This is a genomic window from Sphingomonas sp. 77B (assembly GCF_056497825.1).
The window spans coordinates 2,807,167-2,831,341 of record NZ_JBWMBY010000001.1; the positions used below are offsets into that span (position 1 = coordinate 2,807,167).

General features: G+C 66.2%; 22 protein-coding genes. 15 read left to right on the forward strand and 7 right to left on the reverse strand.

Going from position 1 to position 24,175, the window contains the following annotated elements; translation table 11 throughout:
- Window positions 1-58 precede the first annotated feature (58 nt).
- The 4 genes from prfB (at window position 59) to AC1GI4_RS13160 (ending at window position 3,432) form a co-directional block, all read left to right on the forward strand.
- Entirely contained in the window at window positions 59-1,186 is a 1,128-nt protein-coding gene (prfB, locus tag AC1GI4_RS13145; protein ID WP_294275064.1) for a peptide chain release factor 2, read from the forward strand.
- 25 nt (window positions 1,187-1,211) lie between these two features.
- Window positions 1,212-1,946, forward strand: a complete 735-nt coding sequence (locus AC1GI4_RS13150) for a class I SAM-dependent methyltransferase (protein ID WP_479629809.1) — start codon at window positions 1,212-1,214, stop codon at window positions 1,944-1,946.
- A 302-nt stretch (window positions 1,947-2,248) separates the two neighbouring features.
- A complete protein-coding gene (locus tag AC1GI4_RS13155) occupies window positions 2,249-2,695 on the forward strand; it encodes a hypothetical protein (RefSeq protein WP_479629810.1) in 447 nt (148 codons plus the stop codon).
- Between the two features lie 2 nt (window positions 2,696-2,697).
- Window positions 2,698-3,432 carry a TorF family putative porin gene (locus tag AC1GI4_RS13160; RefSeq protein ID WP_479629811.1) on the forward strand — a complete coding sequence of 245 codons (735 nt, stop codon included), beginning with the start codon at window positions 2,698-2,700 and terminating at the stop codon, window positions 3,430-3,432.
- A 206-nt stretch (window positions 3,433-3,638) separates the two neighbouring features.
- Here AC1GI4_RS13160 and AC1GI4_RS13165 read toward each other — a convergent pair whose 3' ends face one another.
- Window positions 3,639-4,004 carry a JAB domain-containing protein gene (locus AC1GI4_RS13165; RefSeq protein WP_479629812.1) on the reverse strand — a complete coding sequence of 122 codons (366 nt, stop codon included), beginning with the start codon at window positions 4,002-4,004 and terminating at the stop codon, window positions 3,639-3,641.
- 123 nt (window positions 4,005-4,127) lie between these two features.
- On the opposite strand from AC1GI4_RS13165, the gene AC1GI4_RS13170 reads away from it, so the two are divergent.
- The 7 genes from AC1GI4_RS13170 to AC1GI4_RS13200 all read left to right on the forward strand — a co-directional run bounded on the left by AC1GI4_RS13170 (window position 4,128) and on the right by AC1GI4_RS13200 (window position 11,312).
- A complete protein-coding gene (locus AC1GI4_RS13170; RefSeq protein WP_294275068.1) occupies window positions 4,128-4,922 on the forward strand; it encodes a thymidylate synthase in 795 nt (264 codons plus the stop codon).
- Window positions 4,919-5,386: a dihydrofolate reductase gene (locus AC1GI4_RS13175; protein ID WP_479629813.1), complete on the forward strand. Its 468-nt coding sequence runs from the start codon at window positions 4,919-4,921 to the stop codon at window positions 5,384-5,386. Before AC1GI4_RS13170 ends, AC1GI4_RS13175 begins: the two co-directional genes overlap by 4 nt.
- A gap of 151 nt (window positions 5,387-5,537) precedes the next feature.
- Window positions 5,538-6,569: a GGDEF domain-containing protein gene (locus AC1GI4_RS13180; RefSeq protein WP_479629814.1), complete on the forward strand. Its 1,032-nt coding sequence runs from the start codon at window positions 5,538-5,540 to the stop codon at window positions 6,567-6,569.
- 32 nt (window positions 6,570-6,601) lie between these two features.
- Entirely contained in the window at window positions 6,602-7,540 is a 939-nt protein-coding gene (locus AC1GI4_RS13185) for a bifunctional riboflavin kinase/FAD synthetase (RefSeq protein ID WP_479629815.1), read from the forward strand.
- A gap of 35 nt (window positions 7,541-7,575) precedes the next feature.
- A complete protein-coding gene (gene ileS, locus AC1GI4_RS13190; protein WP_479629816.1) occupies window positions 7,576-10,407 on the forward strand; it encodes an isoleucine--tRNA ligase in 2,832 nt (943 codons plus the stop codon).
- The gene (gene lspA / locus AC1GI4_RS13195) at window positions 10,400-10,906 is read left to right on the forward strand and encodes a signal peptidase II (RefSeq protein ID WP_294271683.1); all 507 of its coding nucleotides are present in this window, start codon (window positions 10,400-10,402) and stop codon (window positions 10,904-10,906) included. Before ileS ends, lspA begins: the two co-directional genes overlap by 8 nt.
- Window positions 10,899-11,312 (forward strand): DUF3035 domain-containing protein, encoded by a 414-nt coding sequence (locus tag AC1GI4_RS13200; protein ID WP_479629817.1) that lies wholly within the window; start codon window positions 10,899-10,901, stop codon window positions 11,310-11,312. The genes lspA and AC1GI4_RS13200 overlap by 8 nt, the downstream gene beginning before the upstream one ends.
- Before the next feature lie 200 nt (window positions 11,313-11,512).
- Here the strand turns inward: AC1GI4_RS13200 and AC1GI4_RS13205 are convergent, their stop codons facing one another.
- From AC1GI4_RS13205 to AC1GI4_RS13230, 6 genes are all read right to left on the reverse strand, one after another.
- Complete coding sequence (locus AC1GI4_RS13205) at window positions 11,513-12,667, reverse strand: TonB family protein (RefSeq protein WP_479629818.1); 1,155 nt, start codon at window positions 12,665-12,667, stop codon at window positions 11,513-11,515.
- A gap of 139 nt (window positions 12,668-12,806) precedes the next feature.
- Window positions 12,807-13,646: a TorF family putative porin gene (locus tag AC1GI4_RS13210; RefSeq protein ID WP_294271691.1), complete on the reverse strand. Its 840-nt coding sequence runs from the start codon at window positions 13,644-13,646 to the stop codon at window positions 12,807-12,809.
- 195 nt (window positions 13,647-13,841) lie between these two features.
- Window positions 13,842-15,134: a mechanosensitive ion channel family protein gene (locus AC1GI4_RS13215; RefSeq protein ID WP_479629819.1), complete on the reverse strand. Its 1,293-nt coding sequence runs from the start codon at window positions 15,132-15,134 to the stop codon at window positions 13,842-13,844.
- Window positions 15,131-16,327 (reverse strand): cystathionine beta-lyase, encoded by a 1,197-nt coding sequence (metC, locus tag AC1GI4_RS13220; protein ID WP_479629820.1) that lies wholly within the window; start codon window positions 16,325-16,327, stop codon window positions 15,131-15,133. Before metC ends, AC1GI4_RS13215 begins: the two co-directional genes overlap by 4 nt.
- A 4-nt stretch (window positions 16,328-16,331) precedes the next feature.
- Window positions 16,332-17,177: a sulfurtransferase gene (locus AC1GI4_RS13225; RefSeq protein WP_479629821.1), complete on the reverse strand. Its 846-nt coding sequence runs from the start codon at window positions 17,175-17,177 to the stop codon at window positions 16,332-16,334.
- A gap of 246 nt (window positions 17,178-17,423) precedes the next feature.
- Window positions 17,424-18,956: a cryptochrome/photolyase family protein gene (locus tag AC1GI4_RS13230; protein WP_479629822.1), complete on the reverse strand. Its 1,533-nt coding sequence runs from the start codon at window positions 18,954-18,956 to the stop codon at window positions 17,424-17,426.
- Between the two features lie 21 nt (window positions 18,957-18,977).
- On the opposite strand from AC1GI4_RS13230, the gene queF reads away from it, so the two are divergent.
- The 4 genes from queF (at window position 18,978) to AC1GI4_RS13250 (ending at window position 24,128) form a co-directional block, all read left to right on the forward strand.
- Window positions 18,978-19,418, forward strand: coding sequence for a preQ(1) synthase (gene queF, locus AC1GI4_RS13235; protein ID WP_007403692.1), 441 nt, complete (start codon window positions 18,978-18,980; stop codon window positions 19,416-19,418).
- Between the two features lie 136 nt (window positions 19,419-19,554).
- A complete protein-coding gene (locus tag AC1GI4_RS13240) occupies window positions 19,555-20,328 on the forward strand; it encodes a PEPxxWA-CTERM sorting domain-containing protein (RefSeq protein ID WP_294274297.1) in 774 nt (257 codons plus the stop codon).
- Window positions 20,329-20,544: 216 nt separating this feature from the next.
- Window positions 20,545-21,411, forward strand: a complete 867-nt coding sequence (locus AC1GI4_RS13245) for a hypothetical protein (protein ID WP_479629823.1) — start codon at window positions 20,545-20,547, stop codon at window positions 21,409-21,411.
- 449 nt (window positions 21,412-21,860) lie between these two features.
- A complete protein-coding gene (locus AC1GI4_RS13250; protein ID WP_479629824.1) occupies window positions 21,861-24,128 on the forward strand; it encodes a glycosyltransferase family 4 protein in 2,268 nt (755 codons plus the stop codon).
- Window positions 24,129-24,175: the final 47 nt, after the last annotated feature.

Genomic DNA, 24,175 nt, shown 5'->3' on the forward strand with positions numbered 1-24,175 from the left:
TACCCATATTGGGTTTTCCGCCCGTTTGGCGGACGTACGACCGATTCGGAGAATATTCATGCGCGCTGAAGCGCAGGCTCATGTCGACACGATCAAGGACGCCCTGGAGCTGCTGCGCCGCTTCCTCGACTGGGACCGCGCGCTGCGCCGCCTGGACGAGCTGAACGCGCGCGTCGAGGACCAGGCGTTGTGGAACGACCCCAAACAGGCCCAGGCCGTGATGCGCGAACGTCGCCGCCTGGACGAGGCGATCACCGCCACCCGCGCCATCGAGAACGAGCTGTCGGGCACGGTCGAGCTGATCGAGCTGGCCGAGATGGAGGGCGACGAGGAGCTGGAGAAGGAAGCCGTCGCCAGCCTGGGCGAGCTCGCCAAAAAGGCCGAGGGCGACAAGGTCAAGGCGCTGCTGGCCGGTGAGGCCGATGCCAATGACAGCTATATCGAGATCAACGCGGGCGCAGGCGGCACCGAAAGCCAGGACTGGGCCGGGATGCTCCAGCGCATGTACACGCGCTGGGCCGAGCGGCACGGCATGAAGGTCGAGCTGATCGACTATCATTCGGGCGAGCAGGCGGGGATCAAATCGGCCACGCTGCTGGTCAAGGGCGAGAATGCCTACGGCTATGCCAAGGTCGAATCGGGCGTGCACCGGCTGGTGCGGATCAGCCCGTACGACTCGGCTGCGCGCCGCCACACCAGCTTTTCGAGCGTGTGGGTCTATCCGGTGATCGACGACAATATCGAGGTCGAGATCAACGAGAGCGAACTGCGCATCGACACCTACCGCGCGTCGGGTGCCGGTGGTCAGCACATCAACACGACCGACTCGGCAGTGCGCATCACCCACTTGCCGACCGGCATCGTGGTGCAGTGCCAGAACCAGCGCTCGCAGCACAAGAACAAGGCCGAGGCGTATAACCAGCTTCGTGCTCGCCTCTACGAGCGCGAACTGGCCGAGCGTGAAGCGGTGGCGAACGCCGAGAACGCGACCAAAACCGATATCGGTTGGGGCCACCAGATCCGCTCCTACGTGCTCCAGCCCTATCAGCTGGTGAAGGATCTTCGGACGGGGGTGACCTCGACCGCGCCGGGCGATGTGCTGGACGGCGATCTCGACGCATTCATGGCCGCGGCCCTGTCGCAGCGCGTGACCGGCGAAGCGGTCGCGGTGGAGGATGTCGACTAAGATGCGTGTCCGGGGGGCGGGGCCCATGATGGCGGCGGCACTCGTTATCGCGCTGGGGGGCGCGGTGGCGGCGTGCGACGGATCGAAGCCGCTGATCCAGCAGCATGACGATTCGGATGACGACAAGGTCGGCCCGTTCCCGGCGGCGGATCGGCCGGTCGCCGATGTCGTGTCGTCGCGCTGGTCAAGCGAGGATGCGCGCGATCGGCTGCGCGAGGCGGATCAGGTCATGGACCGGGCCAGGATCCGCCCCGGCATGACGGTGGCCGATATCGGCGCGGGCGAGGGCTATTACACCGTCCGCCTGGCGCAGCGGGTCGGCAAGAACGGCCGGGTGCTGGCCGAGGACATCGTCGCGGCCTGGCGCGATCGGCTCGCCGAGCGTGTCTCGCGCGAGCGGCTGGACAATGTCAGCGTCCGGCTTGGCGAACCCGCCGATCCCAAGCTGCCGCCGAACAGCTTCGACCGGGTTCTCATGGTCCACATGTATCATGAGATCGAACAGCCTTATGAATTCCTCTGGCGGCTGTTCCCCGCGCTGAAGCCCGACGGCCTGGTCGTGGTGGTCGACGCCAATCGCCGCACCAAGGCGCACGGCACCCCGCCCGCGCTGTTGAAATGCGAATTCGAGGCGGTCGGCTTCACCCAGGTCTCGTTCGAGAACATGCCTTCGGCGGGCGGGTATCTGGCGACGTTCCGCACGACCGGCTCGCGCCCCGATCCCAAGGACATCCGCCCCTGCCGCATGAAGGATAACTGACGCCCGCTTGGGAGTGATCGGCGATCACGCAGGTCTGCCGCCCATTCCACCCCTGTAAGGGGAGGGGGACCATGCGAAGCATGGTGGAGGGGTGTCGCTCTATCGAGAGCGGGACACCCCTCCGTCAGGCCTTCGGCCTGCCACCTCCCCTCACAGGGGAGGAATGGATAGGTATTCGTCGCTGCGGCCACGACAAATTTGGAACATGACAGCTTTGTCATGTATTGATCCCGTATCGGCCCCGAACGGTGCCGATAGACCACCGGCCGACACAAGCCGGGGTCCCGCAGAAGGAGAAGATGATGAACATGCTTTTGATCGCCGGGCTCGCGCTCGGTGGTGCCGTCGCCTCCGACGGGGCGCTCGAACACCGCGTCCAGCTCGACCATCATTCCGGGCCGGTTGCGGTTCGCTACAGCGCCGATGTCGGCGTGACGCACAAGCAGATCGGCGCGGTGACGACCGGCGGCCGTCCCTCGACGCTGCGCTGCCTGTGGAGCGCCAATGTCATCGTGCACCGCGAGGCCCGCGGCGCCAGCGGTACGGCCCTGATGCGCAGCGCTGCGCAGGACCGCGTGATCGAGGGCAGCCGCCCCGGCTGGTGCAGCACCAACCGCGCCGCCATCGCACAGGAGGTCGCCCAGCGTCAGGACGCAGTGCGTGATCACCTTCAGGCGGTGGCCCAGGAAGATCATGACCTGCTGCATGCCGAGATGGATCGCCTCCATGCCGAGACGCGCGCCGGATGACCTTGCGTAATATCGTTCTGACCGCCCTGCTGGGTGGTTCCATGGCGTCGCCGCTCCTCGCGCAAGAGCGGCCTTCGATCGGCGTCGAGCTGAACAGCGACGAGAATCGCCGGGGGCTGAGCTGGAGCGGGGGGCGCGTCTCGCCCTCCGCCGATATCTTTGCGACCCAGGGGCCGTTCGAGGCGAGCGGCCGGATCGTCGCGCTTCGCGAATCGGATCGGCATGGCGGCGCTGGCGTGGTCGGCGACCTGAGAGTCGGCGCCTCGACGCTGGTTGGTCCCGTAACGTTACGCGGGCGTGTGACCGGGCATCTGTTCGGCGGCGCGGGCTTCGACGCCGATTATGTCGAACTGGGCGGCTCGGCGGCCTATACGCTGGGTCCCGTGCAGGTGAACGCCGGTGCGGACTATGCCCCGTCGCAAAGCGCGATCGGCGGCGACAATCTCTATCTCCATGCGGGCGCGCAAGCGGGCATACCGGGCACGCCCTGGACAGTGCTGGCCGGGGTCGGCCATTCGACCGGCAAGACCGACGACCCCTTCCGCGCCGCGCGGCTGCGCCCCGGCGGCGATTACAGCGACTGGCGGATCGGGGTGGAGCATGTCACCGGGCCGGTGACGCTGGGGCTGGATTATGTCGGGACCGACGTGTCGGAGCGGGCGGCGTCGGCCTTTGCGCTGGCCGATGCGCGGCATTCGGGGGATCGGATCGTCGGGCGGGTGCGCTTCGGTTTTTAAGGGCCAGTTTGAAATTCGACGGAAGCGTGCCGTGGACGCCATGTTTTGACAGTCTCGTTGTTAACCGTCTCAAAAGCACGCTGATCGCCGGCCACAAGCTTTTCCCCTCCCGCAGGCGGGAGGGGATGGGGGAGGGTAACGCCCCAAGCTGCATGGCCCGCTTGACCCCCACCCCAAACCCTCCTCCTGCCGGGAGGAGGGGCTTTTTAGACCAGCCCCATTTCGCGCAGGCTTAGGACCGAACCGCCCCCCAGGATCAGGTGATCGAGCAGCATCACATCCAACGCCGCAAGCCCCTGCGCCAGCCGCCGGGTCAGCGCCATGTCCGCCGCGCTCGGCCGCAGATCGCCATCGGGGTGATTATGCGCGATCAGCACCGTGGCAGCTCCCATCAGGATCGCATCGCGGGCGATCCGGGTGACCGGTACCGTTACCGAATCGCCGTGCCCCCAGACATGGCGCAAGCCCAACAACATCCGATCCGAACCCAGATAGGCGACGCCCATCGCCTCGCCGCCGTCGCGATCCAGCCCGGCGAACAGCATCAGCGCGTCCTGGCGCGTGCGGATCATCCGCGAAGGGCGGGGTAAGCGGTACACCGCCAGAACTGCCGGAACGGCGGCCCGCGCGCACCATCATCCCGCGCCAATCCGGTTCGGCTTGGCTCCGGCGCTGCGCGGCGCTAGGCCCGGATCATGCGGCAATATCTCGATCTCATGGACCGGGTCCTGACCCAGGGCGTGCAGCAGATGGACCGGACGGGCACCGGCACGCTGTCGGTCTTCGGCCACCAGATGCGCTTCGACCTGGCTAGGGGCTTTCCGGTCCTGACCACCAAGAAGCTCCATCTGCGCTCGATCATCGTCGAGCTTTTGTGGTTCCTGCGCGGCGACACCAATGTCCGCTGGCTGCAGGAGCGCCGGGTGAGCATCTGGGACGAATGGGCCGACGAGCAGGGCGATCTCGGCCCCGTCTATGGCAAGCAGTGGCGCGACTGGGCGGCGGCGGATGGTCGCCATATCGACCAGATCGGCGAGCTGGTGGAGCAGATCCGCACCCAACCCGCGTCACGCCGCCAGATCGTGTCCGCCTGGAACCCCGGCGACCTGCACGCCATGGCATTGGCCCCGTGCCACTGCCTGTTCCAGACCCATGTCGCGAACGGCCGCCTGTCGCTGCAACTCTATCAGCGTTCCGCCGACATCTTCCTGGGCGTGCCGTTCAACATCGCCTCCTATGCCCTGCTGACCCACATGCTGGCGCAGCAATGCGATCTGGAGGTGGGCGAGTTCATCTGGACCGGCGGCGATTGCCACCTGTACCTGAACCATCTGGAGCAGGCCAAGACACAGCTCGGCCGTGAGCCGGGCGTGCTGCCCCGCCTGGAAATTCTGCGCCGCCCGGATGGTATCGACGGCTATGAGCCGGAGGATTTCGTGCTGCATGACTATGTGGCGCAGCCGCATATCAAGGCGCCGGTCGCAATATGATAACGCTGGTCCTCGCACGGGCGCGCAACGGCGTGATCGGACGCGACGGGGGGTTGCCCTGGCATCTGCCCGCCGATCTCAAGCGGTTCAAGGCGCTGACCATGGGCAAGCCGATGATCATGGGTCGCAAGACCTTCGACAGCTTTCCCGCGCCGTTGCCCGGTCGGCGGCACATCGTGCTGACCCGCGACCGCAACTGGAGCGCGGCGGGTGCGGAGGTGGCGCATGACGTCGCGGGCGCGCTGGCGCTGGCGGGCGAGGGGCCAGCGGCGGTGATCGGCGGCGCGGAGATTTTCGATCTGTTCCGGACTATTGCCGATCGCGTGGAATTGACCGAAATCAATATCGACGCCGATGGCGACACGGTTGTTCCCCCCTTTGCGGAATGGAACGAGGTCGACAGGCAAGATCATCCCGCGATCGATGATCGTCCTGCCTATTCCTTTGTGACGCTGACACGATAACAGAAGTTTGAATTTTTTCCCGGCTATCGCGTATGTCGGGAAAAAATCTGCCACAGCCGTCTTCTATTGTTAATGGAACGATCGTAAACCTTTGAACGGATAAAGAACTGCGACATGAATCGCATTCGTCTTTGATACGGGCGGGATCGGGATGATTATCGACGGGGGGATCGGGCAGGGGCATCGTGGCGGTGGCGATCCGCTCGGCATTCTGGATGCCAGTCATGAGGCGGTGGAGTTCCTCGATCGCCATCATCTGCCCCGGACCACGACCAGCTATGCGCTGGCCCTGCAGGCGGTCCTTCACCCCTATGGTCCGCTTGGCGGAGAGGTCGCACGGCGAACCGATGGCGGCGTGCGCCTGACTGAAGATGATGTCCGCGAACTGATGCCGCTGGTCCGCGAGCATGAGGTCTCCGATCTCGGCCTGGGCCGTTTGCAGATGGAGCGCGACCTGGGCGAACAGGCCGAGACGCTGGAGGCGTTGACCTCCGACGCGCGGGCGATCACCAGCGATTTCTCGGAACAGGTCACCGCGCTGTCCTATGCGCATCGCAGCAATGATCTGGGCCCCGACACGCGGGCCATCGCGATGCTGCTCGAACAGCTGATCGCGCGGATTTCCAAGACCGAGCGCGATCTGGAAGAACTGGCGGGCAATATCGCGGGCCTGCGCACCCGGATGGAGCCGGGCGAGGCCGACGACCGCATCGACCAGCTGACCGGCGTGACCAGCCGCACCGGCGCGCGCGCCATGGTCGACGGGCTGGTCGACGCGCCGCATGGCTATGTCCTGGCGGCGTGCAGCCTGGACGATCTGGAGGGGATCAACGAACGTTACGGGCGATCGGTCGCCGACAATGTGCTGCGTGCGTTCGTCGCCACGCTGCGTCAGGCGTGCGAGGGAACCGAGATCATCCGTTGGCAGGGCAATCTGTTCCTGGTCGTGCTGCGCGGGCGGCCGCTGTCGACACTGACGGGAATGATGGAGGATGCGCGGACGGCGATGCGCGAGCGTACGCTCCGCCTGCGCGGATCGGGCGAACCGATCGGCGTCGTCACCATGTCGGGCGGCGTCGCGGTGGGCGTCGGCGTGCCATTGGAAGACACGCTGGCCCGCGCCGACATGTTGCGCGATCTGGCGAGCGGGGGCGTGGGCAATCGCATCCTGTCGCGCGCCTAGCCAATTCGGCGCGGCCTGTTATAGGCCCGGTCATGCAGCGTGTTGACGGCGCGGGGCCTATCCCGGCGCATCTGGCGGGCGGAATCGTCGCGCTGGGCAATTTCGATGGGTTCCATCTGGGGCATCAGGCAGTCGTCGGTGCCGCCGTTGCCCGCGCGCGCGCCGAAGGGAGGCCTGCGCTGGTTGCGACCTTCGACCCGCATCCCATCCGCTATTTCAGGCCCAACGCCGCGCCTTTCCGCCTGACCACGCTCGACCAGCGCGAGCGGCTGTTCGCCGCGGCGGGCGTGGACGCGATGGTGGTGTTCCACTTCGACGAAGAGCTGGCCGCGCTGTCGGCGCAGGATTTCGTGCAGGCGCGCCTGCTGGCCGCCTTGCGGGTCGGTGGCGTGGTGACGGGCGAGGACTTCACCTTCGGCCGCGCGCGCAGCGGTGACGTGACCTCGCTGCGTGCCTGGGGCCGGACGCACGGTTTTTCGACCGATGCGGTGGCGCCGGTGATGCTGGACGGCGAGACGATTTCGTCCAGCCGGATTCGCGCCGCGCTGACGGCGGGCGATCCCGAGGCGGCGGCACGATTGCTGACCCGGCCTTATACCATCGAGGGGGTGGTGCAGCACGGAGACAAGCTCGGCCGGACGATCGGCTATCCGACCGCCAATCTCGACATGGCCGAGTATCTGCGTCCCGCTTACGGTATCTACGCGGTGCGCGGGCGGCTGGAGGATGGGCGCGTGCTGGACGGGGCGGCCAATCTGGGCATCCGGCCGCAGTTCGATCCGCCCAAGGAATTGCTGGAGCCCTATTTCTTCGACTTCAGCGGCGACCTTTACGGTCAGCGCCTGTCGGTCGAGCTGATCGATTATCTCCGGCCCGAGGCGAAGTTCGATTCGCTGGACGCGCTGGTGACGCAGATGGACGCCGATTGCGCTCGTGCACGTCGGATACTTTCGTCGCATAATCCGGCATGACGTGTTAACCTAAAGTCGTTAAGGGCGTGTCCCCTATGAGCGACGCGCCCGATTTCCGCGACACCGTCTTCCTGCCGAAGACCGATTTCCCCATGAAGGCGGGGCTTGCCGCCAAGGAACCGGCGATCCTGGATCGCTGGGCCAAAATGGGGCTGTACGACCGCCTCCGCCGCGAGCGGGCCGGGCGCGAGCGGTTCATCCTGCATGACGGTCCGCCTTATGCGAATGGCGACATTCACATGGGTCATGCGCTCAACAAGGTGCTGAAGGACATCATCGTCCGTTCGCAGAGCTTGATGGGCAAGGACGCGCCCTATGTCCCCGGCTGGGACTGTCACGGCCTGCCGATCGAGTGGAAGGTCGAGGAGGCCTATCGCGCCAAGAAGCTGAACAAGGACGAGGTGCCGGTCGCGCAGTTCCGCGCCGAGTGCCGCGCCTATGCCGATACCTGGGTCGGTACGCAAAAGGCGCAGTTCGAGCGGCTGGGCGTGATGGGCGACTGGGCAAACCCCTACCTGACCATGACCTATGACGCCGAGGCGGTGATCGCGGGCGAGCTGCTGAAGTTCGCCGAATCGGGCCAGCTCTATCGCGGCGCCAAGCCGGTCATGTGGTCGCCGGTCGAAAAGACCGCGCTGGCCGAGGCCGAGGTCGAGTATGAGGACATCACCTCGACCCAGATCGATGTCGGGTTCGAGGTCGCATCCTGCCCCGAATATCCCGATCTGGTCGGCGCGCTGGCTGTCATCTGGACGACGACCCCCTGGACGATCCCGGTCAACCAGGCGCTGAGCTATGGCGAGGCGATCGACTATCTGCATTTCGAGTGCGACGGCCGCCGCTATCTCGTCGCCGAGCCGCTGCTGCCCGCCTTCACCAAGCGCACCGGCATTTCGATGAAGGGCTTCCTGGCGCTGGCCAAGGGCCCGGTGCTGGAGGGCGCGACCGCGCTCCACCCGATGCACAAGCTGGGTGGTTTCTTCGCCAAGCCCCGTCCGTTCCTGCCGGGCGAGTTTGTCACCACCGACGCCGGCACGGGTCTGGTCCACATGGCCCCCGACCATGGCGAGGACGACTTCCTGCTGTGCAAGGCACACGGCATCGACCCGGTCTTCGCGGTGCAGGGCGACGGCACTTATCGCCCCGACTGGGCGTGGCTGGGCGGCCAGGGCAGCGTCATCAACAAGAAATTCGTCTCCGCCGACGGCCCGATCTGTTCGGACCTGCGCGAAGCCGGCGCGCTGCTATCGGCCTCGGACGATTTCCAGCACAGCTATCCGCATAGCTGGCGGTCGAAGGCCAAGGTCATCTTCCGCGCCACGCCGCAATGGTTCATCCCGATGGACCGGGCCGACACGACGCTGATCCCCGACATGGCGATGGCCAATGTCGACCCGATCTCGGGCGTGACGCCGCTGCTGACCGTGCCACTGGGTAATGGCGCGACGCTGCGCCAGACCGCGCTGGACGCGATCGAGCGCACCCGCTGGGTGCCCGAGCGCAGCCGCAACCGCATCCGTTCGATGGTCGAGGGGCGTCCCGACTGGGTCATCAGCCGCCAGCGCGCCTGGGGCGTGCCGATCGCGCTGTATGTGAATCGCCAGACCGGCGAATATCTCGCCGACAAGGCGGTCAACGCCCGTATCCTCGACGCCTTCCGCGCAGGCGGGGCGGATGCGTGGTTCACCGCCGACCACCAGGCGCTGCTCGGCCCCGACTATAATCTCGCCGATTATGAGCCGGTCAATGACATCCTCGACGTGTGGTTCGACTCCGGCTCGACCCATGCCTTCGTGATCGAGGCGCGGTACGGCGAGGGCACCCGCGCCAACCTGTATCTCGAAGGGTCGGACCAGCATCGCGGCTGGTTCCAGTCGTCGCTGCTCGAATCCTGCGGCACGCGCGGCCGCGCGCCGTACGACGCGGTGCTGACCCACGGCTTCGCGCTCGACGGGCAGGGGCGCAAGATGTCCAAGTCGCTGGGCAATGTCGTCGATCCGCTGAAGATCATTGGCGAGTCGGGTGCCGACATCCTGCGCATCTGGACCGCCTCGACCGATTATTTCGAGGATGTCCGCATCGGCAAGGAGGTGCTGGCCACCGCCTCGGACAGCTATCGCAAGCTGCGCAATACCTTCCGCTATCTGCTCGGCGCGCTCGACGGGTTTACCGAAGAAGAGCGCATCTCGTTCGACGCGATGCCCGAGCTGGAGCGTTATGTCCTGGCGCGCCTGACCGCGCTCGACACCGAGCTGCGCCGTGCGGCCGACGCCTATGAATTCAACCGCTACCTGCGCGCGCTGACCGATTTCGCGAATGAGGACCTGTCGGCCTTCTTCTTCGATATCCGCAAGGACTCGCTCTATTGCGATGCCGCGACCGATCCGAAGCGTCGCAGCTATCGCACCGTGCTCGACATCCTGTTCCACGCGCTGGTCCGCTATGCCGCGCCGATCCTGTGCTTCACCGCCGAGGAAGTGTGGCAGTCGCGCTTCCCGTCGGAGGATGGCTCGGTCCATCTGCTCGAATGGCCGGAGCTGCCGCAGCTTGGCGAGGACGAGGCGCTGATGGCGCGCTGGACCGAAATCCGGTCCTTGCGCGCGCAGGTGACCGAGGCGATCGAGCCGCTGCGCAGGGAAAAGACCGTGCGCTCGTCCAACGAGGCCGAGGTGACGGTGCCGTCGCTGCCGCTCGAGCCCCATGCCATGGCCGAGGCGTTCATCGTCGCGGACGTGAAGATGGCCGATGAGGTGACGGTCGCACGCACGACGCATCACAAGTGCGGCCGCTGCTGGCGTCACCTGCCCGACGTTTCGGCAGACGGCGAACTGTGCGGTCGCTGTGCCGAGGTGGTCGCGCATGGCTAATCTGCCCAAGCGTGGACTGGTGACGGCGCTGGCGCTGTTCCTGGTCGATCAGGTCATCAAATGGGCGGTGACCGGGCCGATGGGCCTGCGCGCGCTCGGCGACGTGCGTGAAGTCCTGCCGATCTTCAACCTGCGCTTCGTGCCCAATTACGGCATTTCGCTGGGCCTGCTGACCGCCGACAGCAACGCCTCGCGCTGGGCGCTGGTCGCGATGACCGGCGCGATCGCGCTGGCGGTGGCCTTCTGGATGACGCGCGAGCGTAACCCGGTCGACCAGGTCGCGCTCGGCTGTGTGCTGGGCGGCGCGCTGGGCAATATCCTCGACCGGGTGCGCTTCGGCTATGTCGTCGACTTCGCCGATCTGCACTTCGGCGAGTGGCGTCCGTTTTTGGTCTTCAATGTCGCTGACGCAGCGATTACGATAGGCGTTCTGGTTCTGCTGGCGCGCGCGCTTCTCGTGCGCGACCGGCCCGCTCCCGTGGAGAAGAGCAATGCGTAAGTTGGTGCCCGTCATCGCAGGTCTGTCCTGCGCCGCGTTGCTGACGGGATGTGGGGCCGGTCGTGGCCTGGACCGGGCGCGTCCCGACGAATTCGCCGTCGCGCGCCAGCCCTCGCTGGTGATCCCCCCCGACTTCGCGCTGGTCCCGCCGCAGCCCGGCGCCGCGCCCGTCCAGTCGCGCAGCGGCCAGCAACAGACGCTGGACGCGCTGTTCGGCGGTCAGGCGGCGCGCAGCCAGTCGGAATATGGCCTGGTGCAGAATGCCGGTGCCGATAGCGCGGACCCGGGCATCCGCTCCTCGGTCGGCGATCCGGGCACGAACGTCGTCGACAAGGGCGCGACCACCCGCGACATCGTCGCCGCCCCCGAAGGCGACGGCCAGGACGCGCGCGCCGCGACCAAGTGACGCCGTACAAGGTTTAGAAAAGGGCCGGGGGCGGATCGCCTTCCCGGCCCTTTTTTGTTGTGGCCTGATTCCTCCCCGGCACGGGGAGGGGGACCATGCGGAGCATGGTGGAGGGGGCGTGCAGCCAATGCCGTCCTTTGCGGCGATCCCCCTCCGTCAGGGCTTCGCCCTGCCACCTCCCCGTACCGGGGAGGATCTGATTACGCCTCGGGCACCGGCGCGCCGCCTTCACCGCCGACGGCGGGCGATACTTCCGGCCCCATGTTGAACCGCACCCGGTCGACGCAGCCGGTATAGCCCTGCTGGCTGCTGGGCAGCTTCGCATCGCGGATCATGGCCATGGCCTGCTTCCCGAACTCATCGGAGGGCTCGGCGGCGATCACCTTTAGATTGCCCGTCTGGCCCCAGGGCGCGACGTCATAGCTGACGACCGCCCAGCCCTCGATCGACCGGCGGCGATAGGGTTCGGGAAAGCGAAGCTGCGGCGGAACGGCCCAGCCATGCTGGTCGGGGCAGTTGCCCTCGACCTTCGTGGTGCGGATGGACTCGGGCATGACGGGCGCGGGCAGTTTCGCCGCGGCCCGCCAATAGGGATAGAAACACCCCGTCCGGGCGCCCTTGGTAAAGCGGGATTCGCGGATGGCCTTCACGGCCGCACCGTCGAGCGCGCGATTGCCGGTGCCGATCAGCACCGCCGCCCCGCGCGTCCGGCCCGCCGCGTCGATGTCGTAGCGGATCATCGACCAGTCCCGCACGCCGGGCGTGGCGGGAATCGTCGCGAAGTCCGGAAAATGCCGTTCGAGCGGTTGGGGCTGCGGATCGCTCAGGCAGGTGCCGCCCGCCGCGCGGATCCGCTGCCACCCTTCCTCGGGCAGGCGGCCCGACAGCGGATGGACGGTATAGGACATGAGTTCGGGCACCGCCGCGTCGGCCAGCGGACTGCTGCGCATCGTATAGGTGACGGTGCAGCCCTGTTGCGACTTTCCGGCGGCGAAGCGGCTGGCGGCGAGGGCGGGCTCGACATCCTCGGACAGCGGTACGAAGCCCGTCGTCTCGCGCGCCAGCGAGACGGGACGTCCCGTCGCGTCGATCGCGAATCGGACGGTCACGGCGCGGAGCGCCTGATTGCCAGCCCAGCTCAGCTGGTTCCACGGCCGCCGAATCGGTTGCCCCGCCACCGGCGCGCCGTTGCAGCGTATCTCGCCCGGCTCCCACTGGACCAGCACCCGCGCGGAGCCCCCGGTTTTCAGCTCGACGATGGGGAGAGCCTTCTGAAGCGACCAGGCTGCGGCGGCGGGAAGGGTCAGCGCGCCCAACAGGCCGAGTGACAGGGCGGTGTGGCGGAATCGGATCATCGAACGCACTCCACGACGAGAGGGCGTCAGCTTAGGCGCGGGTCCGGCCCAAGGCGAGGGGCTTGTCCGCAACGCAAAGGAAAAGGGCGGCACCGCCATCGGCACCGCCCCTTCACCCCCCGAAAAGCCATTTCGCCTTTTAGAAAGCGGCGGTCAGCGAGAACACCACCGTCGCATCCGAGATCGAGGCGCCCCCCGGCACCTGACCCTGCGAGAAGTTCGGCTGGATATAGGCCGCCTTCGACTTGGTGATGTCGGTGTCGATATAGGACACGTTGAAGGTCAGGTTCTTGTACGCGGCGACATCGGCGCCCAACGACCAGTCCCAATAGCTGCCGGTCGGCGACAGGCTGGTGCCGTTGGGGCCCAGGCCCGGATTGCCCTTGGAATAGCCGATATGCGCCTTGGCGGTGATCGGCGTGCCCGGAATGCCCGCCGCGCCGTCGCCGGTCAGATAGACGTTATCCCAACGCTGGCCCCGGCTGTACGAGGTGTTGGAGAAGTTGCCGAGCGACGTCTGCTTGGGCGCGTAATAGGCACCGGCTGTCAGAGTCGCGGGACCGGCGGTGCCCGACAGGCGGCCGAAGAACTCGACGACATCGGTCTCGGACGCGCCGCCCGGATAGGTGTACCAGGTCACGCCCGCATCGACCGTCGCGGTGCCGTATGTGTGCTTGTACCCGGCAATGCCGTCCAGCTCCATATTGGCGCCGCCGAACGTGCCCCAGCCCGCCAGGTTCGACGCGAAGGTGCCGATGTAGAATCCGCTTTCATGCGCGACGGTCAGCGCCGCCTGGACGGCGGCGTTCTTGTTGGTCTGCGACACGCCGCGCAGGCGATAGTCGGTCAGGATCGCGGCGCTGCCGCTGACCGTGATCGGCGAGGGCGGCGCGGTGTCCGCACCAGCGCTGTCCTGCGCAAAGGCGGGCGTCGCGGCGACCAGCGAGAGGCCGCCAAGGAGGATCGTGGAGAAGCGCATCGTTTCCCTTTCAAACGGAAATTCGATGTTCTCACCTGCAACCTCGCATGGGTGCGGCCTCTGTATGTCGGGTAAACCCGGCGGACCGTCTGCCGTAGCGAGGACCGAAGGATTGGCAGGCCGTGGTGCACTGCACAAGCATAATCTAACGCCGGGTGATGCTCGGATGACGCGATGTTGCGCGAATCACACAGATCAAGCGTCGAGATTCTCGTGGCGCATCCCCGTCGGCAGCGACCGGATATGGATGTCGCGCTGGGGATAGGGCAGGCCGATGCCATGCTCCTTGAACAGGAACCACAAGCGGTTGAGTACGTCGGAGCGGACATTGCCGACGCCGCTTTCCGGGTCGCTGATCCATGCCAGTATCTCGTGCTGGAGCGCATAATCGCCAAAGCTCATCAGCCAGACGGTCGGCTTGGGGCTTTTCAACACGCGCGGTGATTCGCGTGCGGCGCGCAGCATCAGTTCCTGCGCCAGCTTCAGGTCGTTGTCATAGGCGATCGACACAGGGATTCGGACGCGGACGTTGCGGTCGGAATACGACCAGTTCTCCACCTCCTGCGTCATCAGATTCTCGTTCGGGATCAGATGCTCCTTGCCGTCGCGGGTGATGATCGAGACGGCACGCACGCCGATCTTGTTCACCCAGCCGATCTCGTTCTGGAGGGCGATGACGTCGCCGGGCTTGATCGAGCGATCCATCAACAGGATGATCCCGGCGATCAGATTGCCGATCGTCTTTTGCAGCCCGAACCCGATTGCCAGACCAAACCCGCCTGAGAACAGCGCCAGGCTGGTCAGGTCGATTTCCAGCAAGTCCATCGCGAAGAAGAAGGCGAGGACGACGATGGCGATGCTGGCAAGCTTCTGCGCCAGCAGCTTCTGCGTCGGATCGAGTCCGCGCGCATGGCCGATCCACTGCTCGGTGATGCGGGTGACGGCACGGGTGACGGCGAGAATCGCGACGACGGTGACCAGCATCGTCACCAGCAGCATGACCGAGAATCGCCGCGATCCGATGGTGAATCCGATCTGCTCGGCCAGGCGACTGACCGGCTCCAGCCCGCCGATCTCGCGGCTGAACAGCGCCACGAAACAGACGATGGCAAAGACCCAGGCCAGCCAGCGCGGCAGGTTCAGCCCACGCAGCAGCTGGAACCCCGCGCGGGCCACCGACGCGCCCAGCGCCAGCCCGATCGGCACCCCCGCCAGCGACTCCCACGGCCAGATCGCGCCCAGCGTCATCAACAGGAAGGCGGCGGTGCCATGCCGGGTGATCGCGCAGATTCGCGCGTGCAGCGCCTCGCCCTTGGCGATGGCGAAACGCTGTACCATCGCGGCGATGGGCGGGCCCAGCTTGCGCCCCGCGATCACGCCGGCCGCCAACATGGCGAGCGTCAGGACCGAGGCGACGGCCGCCTCCATGGCCTCGGCGCGGGTCGGCAGTTCGATGCCGCTGGCTTGAAGCCATTCGAACAGGGTCATCCGCGCGCGGCCCGGAAGCGAGCAAGCCCCCGGTCGAGATCCGCGATCAGGTCGTCCGTGTCTTCCAGCCCGATCTGAAGCCGGATCAGCGGCCCGGCGAACTCGCGCCTGGTCACGCTGCGATAGCGATGCGGGTCGGCTGGGATGGCGAGGCTTTCATAGCCGCCCCAGCTGAACCCAAGTCCGAAATGCGCGAGGCCATCGAGCATCGCGGTGCGCGCGGCGTCGTTGCCGCCGTCGAGGACGAAAGCGAACAACCCGCTCGACCCCAGGAAGTCGCGCGCGAAGACCTCATGGCCGGGGCAGGAGGGCAAAGCGGGGTGCAGCACCTGCGCCACGCCCGGCTGCTCGGCAAGCCACTGGGCGATGGTCAGCGCGCTTTGCTGATGCTGGGCGAGGCGCACGCCCATGGTGCGCAGGCCCCGACTGCCCAGATAGGCGTCGTCGGGGCTAACGACCTGGCCCAGCTGGAAACTCGTGTCGCGAAGCGCCGCCCAGTGCGAGGGCGCGGCGGTCACCGATCCCAGCATCGCGTCCGAATGGCCGACGACATATTTGGTGCAGGCCAGCACCGTCAGGTCGATGCCCTTCTCGATTGCGGGCAAGAACAGCGGCGTCGCCCAGGTATTGTCGAGGATCGTCGTGATCCCGCGATCCTTGGCGACCGCGACGATGGCGGGAATATCCTGCACCTCGAAGCTCAGCGAGCCGGGGCTTTCGAGGAAGATCGCGCGTGTCGCCGGGCCGATCAGCTCGGCGATGCCTGCTCCGATCAACGGATCGTAGAAGCGCGTCGTGATCCCCATCCGCGCGAGCAAGCCGGTCGCCAGCCCGCGCGTCGGGTCATAGGCGCTGTCGACCAGCAGCAGTTCGTCGCCCGGTGACAGCACCGACAGCAATGCCGCCGCGATCGCCGCCACGCCCGAGGGATAGAGGAAGGTCGCCTCCGCCCCCGGCTCCAGGCTGGTCAGCGCATCGGCCAGCGACCATTGGGTGGGCAGGCCCTTGCGGCCGTAGAACAGCTTTTCGTGCAGATCGCCCGCCCCGACGCTGCGCATGTGTGCGACATTGTCGTAGAGCACCGTCGAGCCGCGCCAGACGGGGACGTTGACCACGCCCTTGGTCCATTCGGCGCGGCGGCCCGCCTGGACCAGACGGGTGGCGGGCTTGATGGGCAGGTCGTCGTCGGTCATCGTTTCAAGCGTCTTTCGCCTTGGGGGTGCTGGGGTCGGAACCCCATTCGGTCCAGCTGCCGTCATAGACCGGCATCAGGCCGCCGATCCGCTCCGCCCCGAAGGCGAGGACGCAGGCGGTGATACCCGAACCGCAGGTAGCGACCATCGGCTTGGCCGGATCGACCCCGGCGGCGGTGAAGGCGGCGGCGATGGCGTCCGGGGATTTCCAGCGGCCATCGCCCTCGAACAACTGGGAATAGGGCAGGTTCAACGCGCCCGGAATATGGCCGGGCTCGACACCGGGGCGGGGCTCGGGCTCGGTGCCTGCGAAGCGGCCGGGCGAGCGGGCATCGACAATCTGCGCATCGCCCGCCTCGACATGGGTGCGGACCTCATGAAGGCTGCGGACGCGGGCGAGATCGGCTTGCGCGACGAACAGGCCGGGGACCTCGGGCGCACCCGCCGGGCCGACCATCACGGGATGCCCCGCCGCTGCCCAAGCCTCCAGCCCGCCGTCGAGCAGCGCCACCGATGGCGCGCCGAACAGGGTCAGCAGCCACCAGACCCGCGCCGAGCTGTGCAGCGGCGAGCGGTCGTACAGGACGATGCGGTCGGCATGGCCGACGCCTGCCTCGCTCATCGCATGGGCGAAATGCTCGGGCAGGGGCAGCGTCATCGGCAGGTCGCTGTCGGGGTCGGCCAGGGTGCTCATCGGCAGGAAGCGCGCACCGGGGATATGGCCGTCCTCATAACCGCGCCGGGCCCTGGTGCCGTCCGCGTCGTCGAGGAAGTAGGTGACGTCGAGGATGCGGACGTCTGCGTCGCCCGCGATGGCGGCGAGGTCTTGCGGGTTCAGGAGTGGCGGCATCTCGGATCCCCTTGGTCGAGCGCCGTACCTAGGCGCGTTGGGGGCGGGCTCGCAAGCCACGCGCGGTAAGCCCCTCCCGCAGGCGGGATGGGTTTGGGGAGGGCGGGGCCATGGGCAACAGGCTCTGTGAGACTCCAAGCCCTCCCCCATCCCCTCCCGCCTGCGGGAGGGGAGCGGCTAGAGGTGAGGGAGGCCTATCCCAAACTCTGTTCAGCCTGAGCGAAGTCGAAGGCCACGGGAATAGCTCTATTCCAACCCCTTCAAATACCCGGCCGCCTGCGCCCGCACCGCTTTCTGATCCGCCTCCGTCATCCGGTTCCAGTTGCGATAGGCCATCGCCATCCGCACATTCTCCCCCAGCCGCTTTTCATGCCGCGCCAGGAAATCCCAATAGAGCGCGTTGAACGGACAGGCGTCCTCGCCCACCCGCTGCTTCACATCGTATCGGCAAGCCCCGCAATAATCCGACATGCGGTTGATATACGCCCCCGACGAGACATAGGGCTTGGACGCGATGATGCCGCCATCGGCGAACTGGCTCATGCCGACGACATTGGGCAGCTCGACCCATTCATAGGCGTCGATATAGATTTCCAGATACCAGCGATGCACCTCCGCCGGATCGGCGCCGATCAGGATGGCGAAATTGCCCGTCACCATCAGCCGCTGGATGTGATGCGCATGCGCGGTGTCGAGCGTCTGGCCCAGCGCCTGCGCCATGCAGTGCATGTCGGTCTCGCCGGTCCAGTAGAAGCCGGGCAGCTTGCGATGCGCGCGCAGGAAATTGCGGTCCACATAATCCGGCCCGACATGCCAGTAGAGCCCGCGCACATATTCGCGCCAGCCGATGATCTGGCGGATATAGCCCTCGACCGAATTGAGGCTGGCATGGCCGTCCTCATACTCCCCCTCGGCCATCCGGCAGAGTTCGAGCGGGTCGAGCAGCCCCGAATTGATGTAAGGCGACAGGACCGAGTGCCATAGCTGGTGCTGCCCGGTCAGCATCGCATCCTGATAGTCGCCGAACTTGGGCAGGCCGTGGGCCATGAACGCCTCGGCCTGCTTGCGTGCGTCCTCGGCGGTCACCGCATAGGCGAAGCCGTCGAGCGAGCCGGGATGGTTGTCGAACCGCGCGGCGGCCAGTTTCAGCACGTCGCGGGTGATCTTGTCGAGCGCGAATTTCAGCGGCTCGGGCGGCGTGTCCTTTTTGGGCGCGGGCTTGCGGTTGTCGGCGTCGTAATTCCACTTGCCGCCCTCGGGCTTGTCGCCCTTCATCAACAGGCCGGTCTTGCGCCGCATCAGGCGGTAGAAGAACTCCATGCGGAGTTCCTTGCGATCCTTCGCCCAATCCTCGAACTCGGCCTGGCTGGCGATGAAGCGGGTGTCGGGGCGGATGTCGACGGGAATGCCGAACATCGTCTCCCATGCCTCCAGCATCGCGGCCACCCGCCATTCGCCTGCCTGCGTGATGACGATGCGGGTCGGATCGTGCCGTTCGACCGCACGCGCGACCTCGCCGGTGAAGCTGCCCGCATTGTCCGGGTCGTCCAGCTTCACATAGTCGACCCGCCAGCCCGCCTTCTTCAACGCCTCGGCATGGTGGCGCATGGCGGACAGGATATAGGCGATCTTGGCCTTGTGGTGGCGGACGTAACCCGTCTCGTCCGCCACCTCCATCATGAGGAGGACGGTGTTTTTAGGGTCGGCGCCCTCCAGCGACGAGAGGTTCATCGACAATTGATCGCCGAGAATGGGGATCAGCGTTGGCGCTTTGGGCATGGCTGTCCTACATGGCCTTTCATGAAGCATCTCGGCCAGACCAGCGCGCTGCCCGCTTCCCCGGAAGAGGCGGTGCTCGATTATGTTCCCAACCCCCGGCCCGGACGGACCTATCTGATCCGGTTCGCCGCGCCCGAATTCACCTCGCTCTGCCCGGTGACCGGCCAGCCCGACTTCGCGCATCTCGTCATCGATTATGTGCCGGGCGAGACGATCGTCGAGTCGAAGTCGCTGAAGCTGTTCCTGGGCAGCTTCCGCAACCATGCCGGTTTCCACGAGGACTGCACCGTCGGTATTGGCGAGCGTCTGTTTGAGGAAATGAAGCCGGTCTGGCTGCGCATCGGCGGCTACTGGTATCCGCGCGGCGGTATCCCGATCGACGTTTTCTGGCAGTCCTCCGCGCCGCCCGCCGATCTTTGGCTGCCCGACCAGGGCGTCGCCGGGTATCGCGGCCGGGGCTGACCGGCCCCGCACCTGCCGCGCGTCGACCCTCGTTCCCATCCCGATGTGATACAGTACTAGTATTTGAAGCCCTCCCACGGACGGGGTATGTACCGTCGCAAGGAACGTACCTTTGTGTGCGAAAGGGAATTGGGCAGTGCAAAAGATCGTCAGGTTCGTCGCGATGATGGTGTGTTCGGTGGTCGGGCTCGGCACGGCCGGTGCGGCCAGCGCCAATCCGACCATCCTCATCAATGATGCGAACGGCAGCATCGTTTCGTATGATACGGTGACCCGGGCATCGACGGTGCTCAGCAAGACGAGCACCCAGATGTTCGACATCGCGTTGAACTCCGGCGGCGACCTGTTCGGCGTGGACGGCGGCACGCTGTTCAAGATCGCGCCGACGACCGGCGTTACCACCCGCCTGGGTTCGCTGGGCGCGTTCGTGAACGGTCTGGTGTTCGGCGCGGACGGCACGCTGTTCGGTTCGGGCGACAACAACCTCTTCAAGATCAACACCACCACGGGTGCTGCCAGCTTGGTCGGTTCGATGGGCATTGCGCAGTCGTCGGGCGATCTCGCTTTCTTCAAGGGGCAGATGTACCTCGCCAGCAATCTGGGCCTGGCGATTGTCGATCCGACGAGCGGCGCGACCCGCCTGATCGGCGGTACGCCCGATCTGTTCGGCCTTGCCTCGACCGCTGATGCGCTGTTCGGCGTGAAGGACACGACGATCTACAAGATCGATCCGACCACCGGCCTGGGCGTGAATGTCGGCACCTATAGCGGCAGCGGCGCTTATGGTGCGGCGTCGGTCCCGGTCTCGGTGCCCGAGCCCGCGACCTGGGCGATGATGCTGCTGGGCTTGGTCCTGATCGGTGGCGTCGTCCGCCGCCGCCAGGCCGCACCGCGCGCCGCGATGGCCTGAATATCCTCGGTCCACGCGCGTCGGCGCGAAGTAAGGGAATGACGACCGGCCGCCCCTATGGGCGGCCGGTTTCGTTTCGGGCATCTGGCAGATCGCCAGGCTAAGGATATCGAAACCGATTTGCGCCACGATCCGGCAACTGAAATAGAAGCCGGCATGGGTCCGCATCCGCTTTTACCCTGCGGGCGTGGCCGATTCGGTAATGGAGTACATTGCGTGAGACATCTGCTTTGGAGCGCCGCTCCGCTGGCCCTGCTGGCGCTGTCGGGATGCCAGTCCCGCTCCGATGGCCCGGCGGCCGCCAAGGTGGACGGGCGTGTGATTTCGACCCAGGCGCTGGATGCGGAGCTGAAGGACGCGCCGCCGACGGTCGACCGCCTCACCTATCGCAGGACCGTCCTGCCGCAGGTGATGGACCGCGATCTGCTGGCGCAGGCGGCACGGCAGATGGGGCTGGACAAGACGTCTGAATTCGCGGCCCAGCGCGACCGCGAAGAGCAGAAGCTGTTGGTCGGCCTGCTGGCGGAAAAGCTGGCCAGCACCTTGCCCGCGCCCTCGGTCCAGGCGGTCGACCGCTATGTGGCCGCCAATCCCAACGAGTTCGCGCAGCGCCAGAAATATTTCGTCGACCAGATCCGCTTCGCGAAGCCCGCCAGCACCGAGGCGCTGATCGCGCTGGGCCAGTACAAGACGCTGGACGCGCTGGCCGATGCGCTGACCCAAAGTGCCACGCCGTTCGTGCGCGATCATGTGCTGGTCGATTCGGCGTTCCTCGACCCGGCGATCGCGGGGGCGATGGCCAAGCAGCCGCTCGGCGATCCGATTCTGGTGCCGTTCGAAGGCAATTACACCGCCAATGCGATCCTGCAGCGCCTGCCGACGCCGGTTTCGGGTAACGACGCGCGTAGCCTCGCCGCCGAAATCCTGAAGCGCAAGGCGATCGCCGACGCGATGGGGCAGAAGCTGAAGGAGCAGCGCAAGGCCGCCAGCATCTCCTACGAACCCGGCTTCAAGCCGGACGGAAAGGCATCGGGCAATAGCAAGGCCATTGCCGAGGCCACCAGTCGGGCGCCTGCGCGCTAGGGCCGATCGACATTCAGGCGAAATGCCGCATATTCCTCCCCTGCAAGGGGAGGGGGACCATCCAGAGGATGGTGGAGGGGTGTCGCCGGTGGTAAGGGAGATCCAACCTTTCCAACCGGGACACCCCTCCGTCAGGCCTTCAGCCTGCCACCTCCCCTTACAGGGGAGGAATAATGTGAATATCGATCCGGCTTAATACCAATATCGGTCTGGGCAGCGGGGGCAGTGCGGGCGAACAGGTCCCCGCCTGCCTCCGCTGAAGTCGTCGTATGACCGAGGGTGCGGCCTGCGCACCTGGGCCTGCCGTAGCGTCATCCCGCCGCAAGGATCGGGTGCGGTGCAGCAAATATGTAATACGCCTTGCAACCTTCCCCGATCATCGCGGGTTAATCTGGCAGCGAGGGGATTTGCGGATCTGCCGCTTCCTCGCGCCTGCAAGGACAAGCGATATGGTGGATGCGAACGGAACCGTGATCGAACGACTGGCGCTGATCGGCAATTTCCTGCCCCGTCAATGCGGGCTCGCAACCTTCACCACCGACGTCTATTCCGCGCTGCGCAATCGCTTCCCCGAACTGGCGGTCGATGTTTATGCGATGGATGACCATCCGGGTCGCTACGCCTATCCGCCCGCCGTCACCGCCGCCATTCCGCAGCATGAGCGCAGCGCCTATCTCGACACGGCTCGTCGTATCGAGTCGAGCGGGGCGCAGGCGATCTGGGTCCAGCACGAATATGGCATCTATGGCGGTGCCGCCGGCGAGCATCTGCTCGCACTGCTCGATCGCACCACGCTGCCCGTAATCGCCACGCTCCACACCGTCCTCGAAAAGCCGTCCGCCGATGAGCGCCGGGTGATGGAGGGGCTGCTGCGCCGCTGTGCGCGGATCATCGTCATGGCCGACAAGGGCCGCGACATCCTCCAACGCGTCTATGGTGCCGATCCGCGCCAGATCGCGATGATCCCGCACGGCGTGCCCGACCGCGAACTCATCACCCCGGATGCGCTGAAGGCGCGGTTCGGCTGGGAAGGGCGCAAGGTGGTCTTCACTTTCGGCCTGCTCGCCCCGAACAAGGGGATCGAGACGATCATCGAGGCGCTGCCCGCCGTCGCCGCGAACCATCCCGAACTGCTTTACGTCGTGCTGGGTGCCACGCATCCGAACCTCATCGCGCATGAGGGCGAGGCGTATCGCGACCGGCTGAAAGCGCTGGCCGAAGCGCGCGGCGTGGCCGACAATGTCGCCTTTGTCGACGCCTTCGTCGAGCATGACGAGCTGATCGAATATCTCCAGGCGGCCGATATCTATGCGACGCCCTATACCAACCCGGCCCAGATCACGAGCGGAACGCTGTCCTATGCGGTCGGTGTGGGCAAGGCGGTGATCTCCACCCCTTATGTCCATGCCACTGAAATTCTGGACGACGACCACGGCGTTCTCGTGCCCTTCGGCGACGTCGGTGCCTTTGCCCGAGAGATCGATCGGCTGCTGTCGAACGAGGGCGCGCGCAATCGCCTGTCCAGCCGGGCCTATACGCGGGGCCGCACCATGATCTGGCCGCGCCTGGCCGAAGCGGCGATCGAGCAGATCGCGACGGCCATCACCGCGCGTCCCCGCCGGATCGCCAGTCACCAACCGTCCATCAAGCCGCTCAAGGCCGATATCGCCGCTGTCGAGCGGATGAGCGACTCGACCGGCATGTTGCAGCACGCCATCTATTCGATCCCCGATCGTCGTCATGGCTATTGCATCGACGATAATGCCCGCGCGCTGATCTTCATGACCCAGGCGCCCGATATCGATCCGGTGACACGCGACAAATGGACGACCATTTACGCCTCGTTCCTGCAATATGCCTGGAATCCGGAGGCGCGGCGCTATCGCAACTTCATGCGCTTCGACCGTAGCTGGTGCGAGGATGTCGGGTCGGAAGATTCGAACGGCCGAACCCTGTGGGCGCTGGGCGTGACCGCGCGCGATGCGCAACTGCCCAAGCATCGCGATTGGGCGCAGATGTGGTTCGACGCCACCGCCTCGCTGGCCCTCGACCTCGGTTCGCTGCGCGCGCAGGCCTTTGCGATGCTGGGCGCGGCCGCGATGCTGGAGGCACGCCCGGGCCATCAGCTGGCGCGCGCCATCCTGGAGAAGCTGCCCCCGCTGCATCTGGCCCTGCTTGAAGAGGCACGGCGGCCCGAATGGCAGTGGTTCGAGATCGTGCTGGCCTATGACAATGCCCGCGTGCCGCAGGCGTTGATCGAGGCGGGTCGGGCGCTCGACCGGAAGGATCTGATCGATTGCGGCATCTCGACGCTGGAATGGATCGTCGCCAAGCAGACCTCGCCCGAGGGCCGTTTCCGCGCGGTCGGCAGCGAGAGCTTCGGCCGCCCCTATGCCGAGCCGCTCCAGTTCGACCAGCAGCCGCTGGAGGCGCAGGCCACGGTCGAGGCATGCCGCTCGGCCTATCTGGCGACGGGCGATGCGGCCTGGGTCGCCGAGGGGGAGCGGGCCTATGGTTGGTTCCTGGGCGCCAACGACCTCGACCTGCCGCTGGCGACCGCGCATGATGGCGGCTGTTTCGACGGCCTGATGCCCACCGGCCTCAATCGCAACCAGGGTGCCGAGTCCATCCTAGCGCTGCAACTCGCCAATTGCGCGATAGCCAGGCTTTGCCATTCCGCGTCATCCATGGCAGGAGCCGATCGTCACATTGCCTGACATGCTGTCATGTTTCGGGGGTGTGATGAGCGTTTTAGGTAAAGTGG

Excerpts from the sequence above, each read along its gene's own strand:
- AC1GI4_RS13180 (WP_479629814.1), top strand. The coding sequence starts at position 5,538 with ATGATTATCGACGGGGGGATCGGGCAGGGGCATCGTGGCGGTGGCGAT.
- AC1GI4_RS13250 (WP_479629824.1), top strand. The coding sequence starts at position 21,861 with ATGGTGGATGCGAACGGAACCGTGATCGAACGACTGGCGCTGATCGGC.
- AC1GI4_RS13175 (WP_479629813.1), top strand. The coding sequence starts at position 4,919 with ATGATAACGCTGGTCCTCGCACGGGCGCGCAACGGCGTGATCGGACGC.
- metC (WP_479629820.1), bottom strand. The coding sequence starts at position 16,327 with ATGACCGACGACGACCTGCCCATCAAGCCCGCCACCCGTCTGGTCCAG.
- AC1GI4_RS13150 (WP_479629809.1), top strand. The coding sequence starts at position 1,212 with ATGATGGCGGCGGCACTCGTTATCGCGCTGGGGGGCGCGGTGGCGGCG.
- AC1GI4_RS13230 (WP_479629822.1), bottom strand. The coding sequence starts at position 18,956 with ATGCCCAAAGCGCCAACGCTGATCCCCATTCTCGGCGATCAATTGTCG.
- AC1GI4_RS13215 (WP_479629819.1), bottom strand. The coding sequence starts at position 15,134 with ATGACCCTGTTCGAATGGCTTCAAGCCAGCGGCATCGAACTGCCGACC.
- AC1GI4_RS13170 (WP_294275068.1), top strand. The coding sequence starts at position 4,128 with ATGCGGCAATATCTCGATCTCATGGACCGGGTCCTGACCCAGGGCGTG.
- AC1GI4_RS13210 (WP_294271691.1), bottom strand. The coding sequence starts at position 13,646 with ATGCGCTTCTCCACGATCCTCCTTGGCGGCCTCTCGCTGGTCGCCGCG.
- lspA (WP_294271683.1), top strand. The coding sequence starts at position 10,400 with ATGGCTAATCTGCCCAAGCGTGGACTGGTGACGGCGCTGGCGCTGTTC.
- AC1GI4_RS13185 (WP_479629815.1), top strand. The coding sequence starts at position 6,602 with ATGCAGCGTGTTGACGGCGCGGGGCCTATCCCGGCGCATCTGGCGGGC.
- AC1GI4_RS13200 (WP_479629817.1), top strand. The coding sequence starts at position 10,899 with ATGCGTAAGTTGGTGCCCGTCATCGCAGGTCTGTCCTGCGCCGCGTTG.
- AC1GI4_RS13205 (WP_479629818.1), bottom strand. The coding sequence starts at position 12,667 with ATGATCCGATTCCGCCACACCGCCCTGTCACTCGGCCTGTTGGGCGCG.
- AC1GI4_RS13225 (WP_479629821.1), bottom strand. The coding sequence starts at position 17,177 with ATGCCGCCACTCCTGAACCCGCAAGACCTCGCCGCCATCGCGGGCGAC.
- AC1GI4_RS13155 (WP_479629810.1), top strand. The coding sequence starts at position 2,249 with ATGAACATGCTTTTGATCGCCGGGCTCGCGCTCGGTGGTGCCGTCGCC.
- AC1GI4_RS13165 (WP_479629812.1), bottom strand. The coding sequence starts at position 4,004 with ATGATCCGCACGCGCCAGGACGCGCTGATGCTGTTCGCCGGGCTGGAT.
- ileS (WP_479629816.1), top strand. The coding sequence starts at position 7,576 with ATGAGCGACGCGCCCGATTTCCGCGACACCGTCTTCCTGCCGAAGACC.
- prfB (WP_294275064.1), top strand. The coding sequence starts at position 59 with ATGCGCGCTGAAGCGCAGGCTCATGTCGACACGATCAAGGACGCCCTG.
- queF (WP_007403692.1), top strand. The coding sequence starts at position 18,978 with ATGAAGCATCTCGGCCAGACCAGCGCGCTGCCCGCTTCCCCGGAAGAG.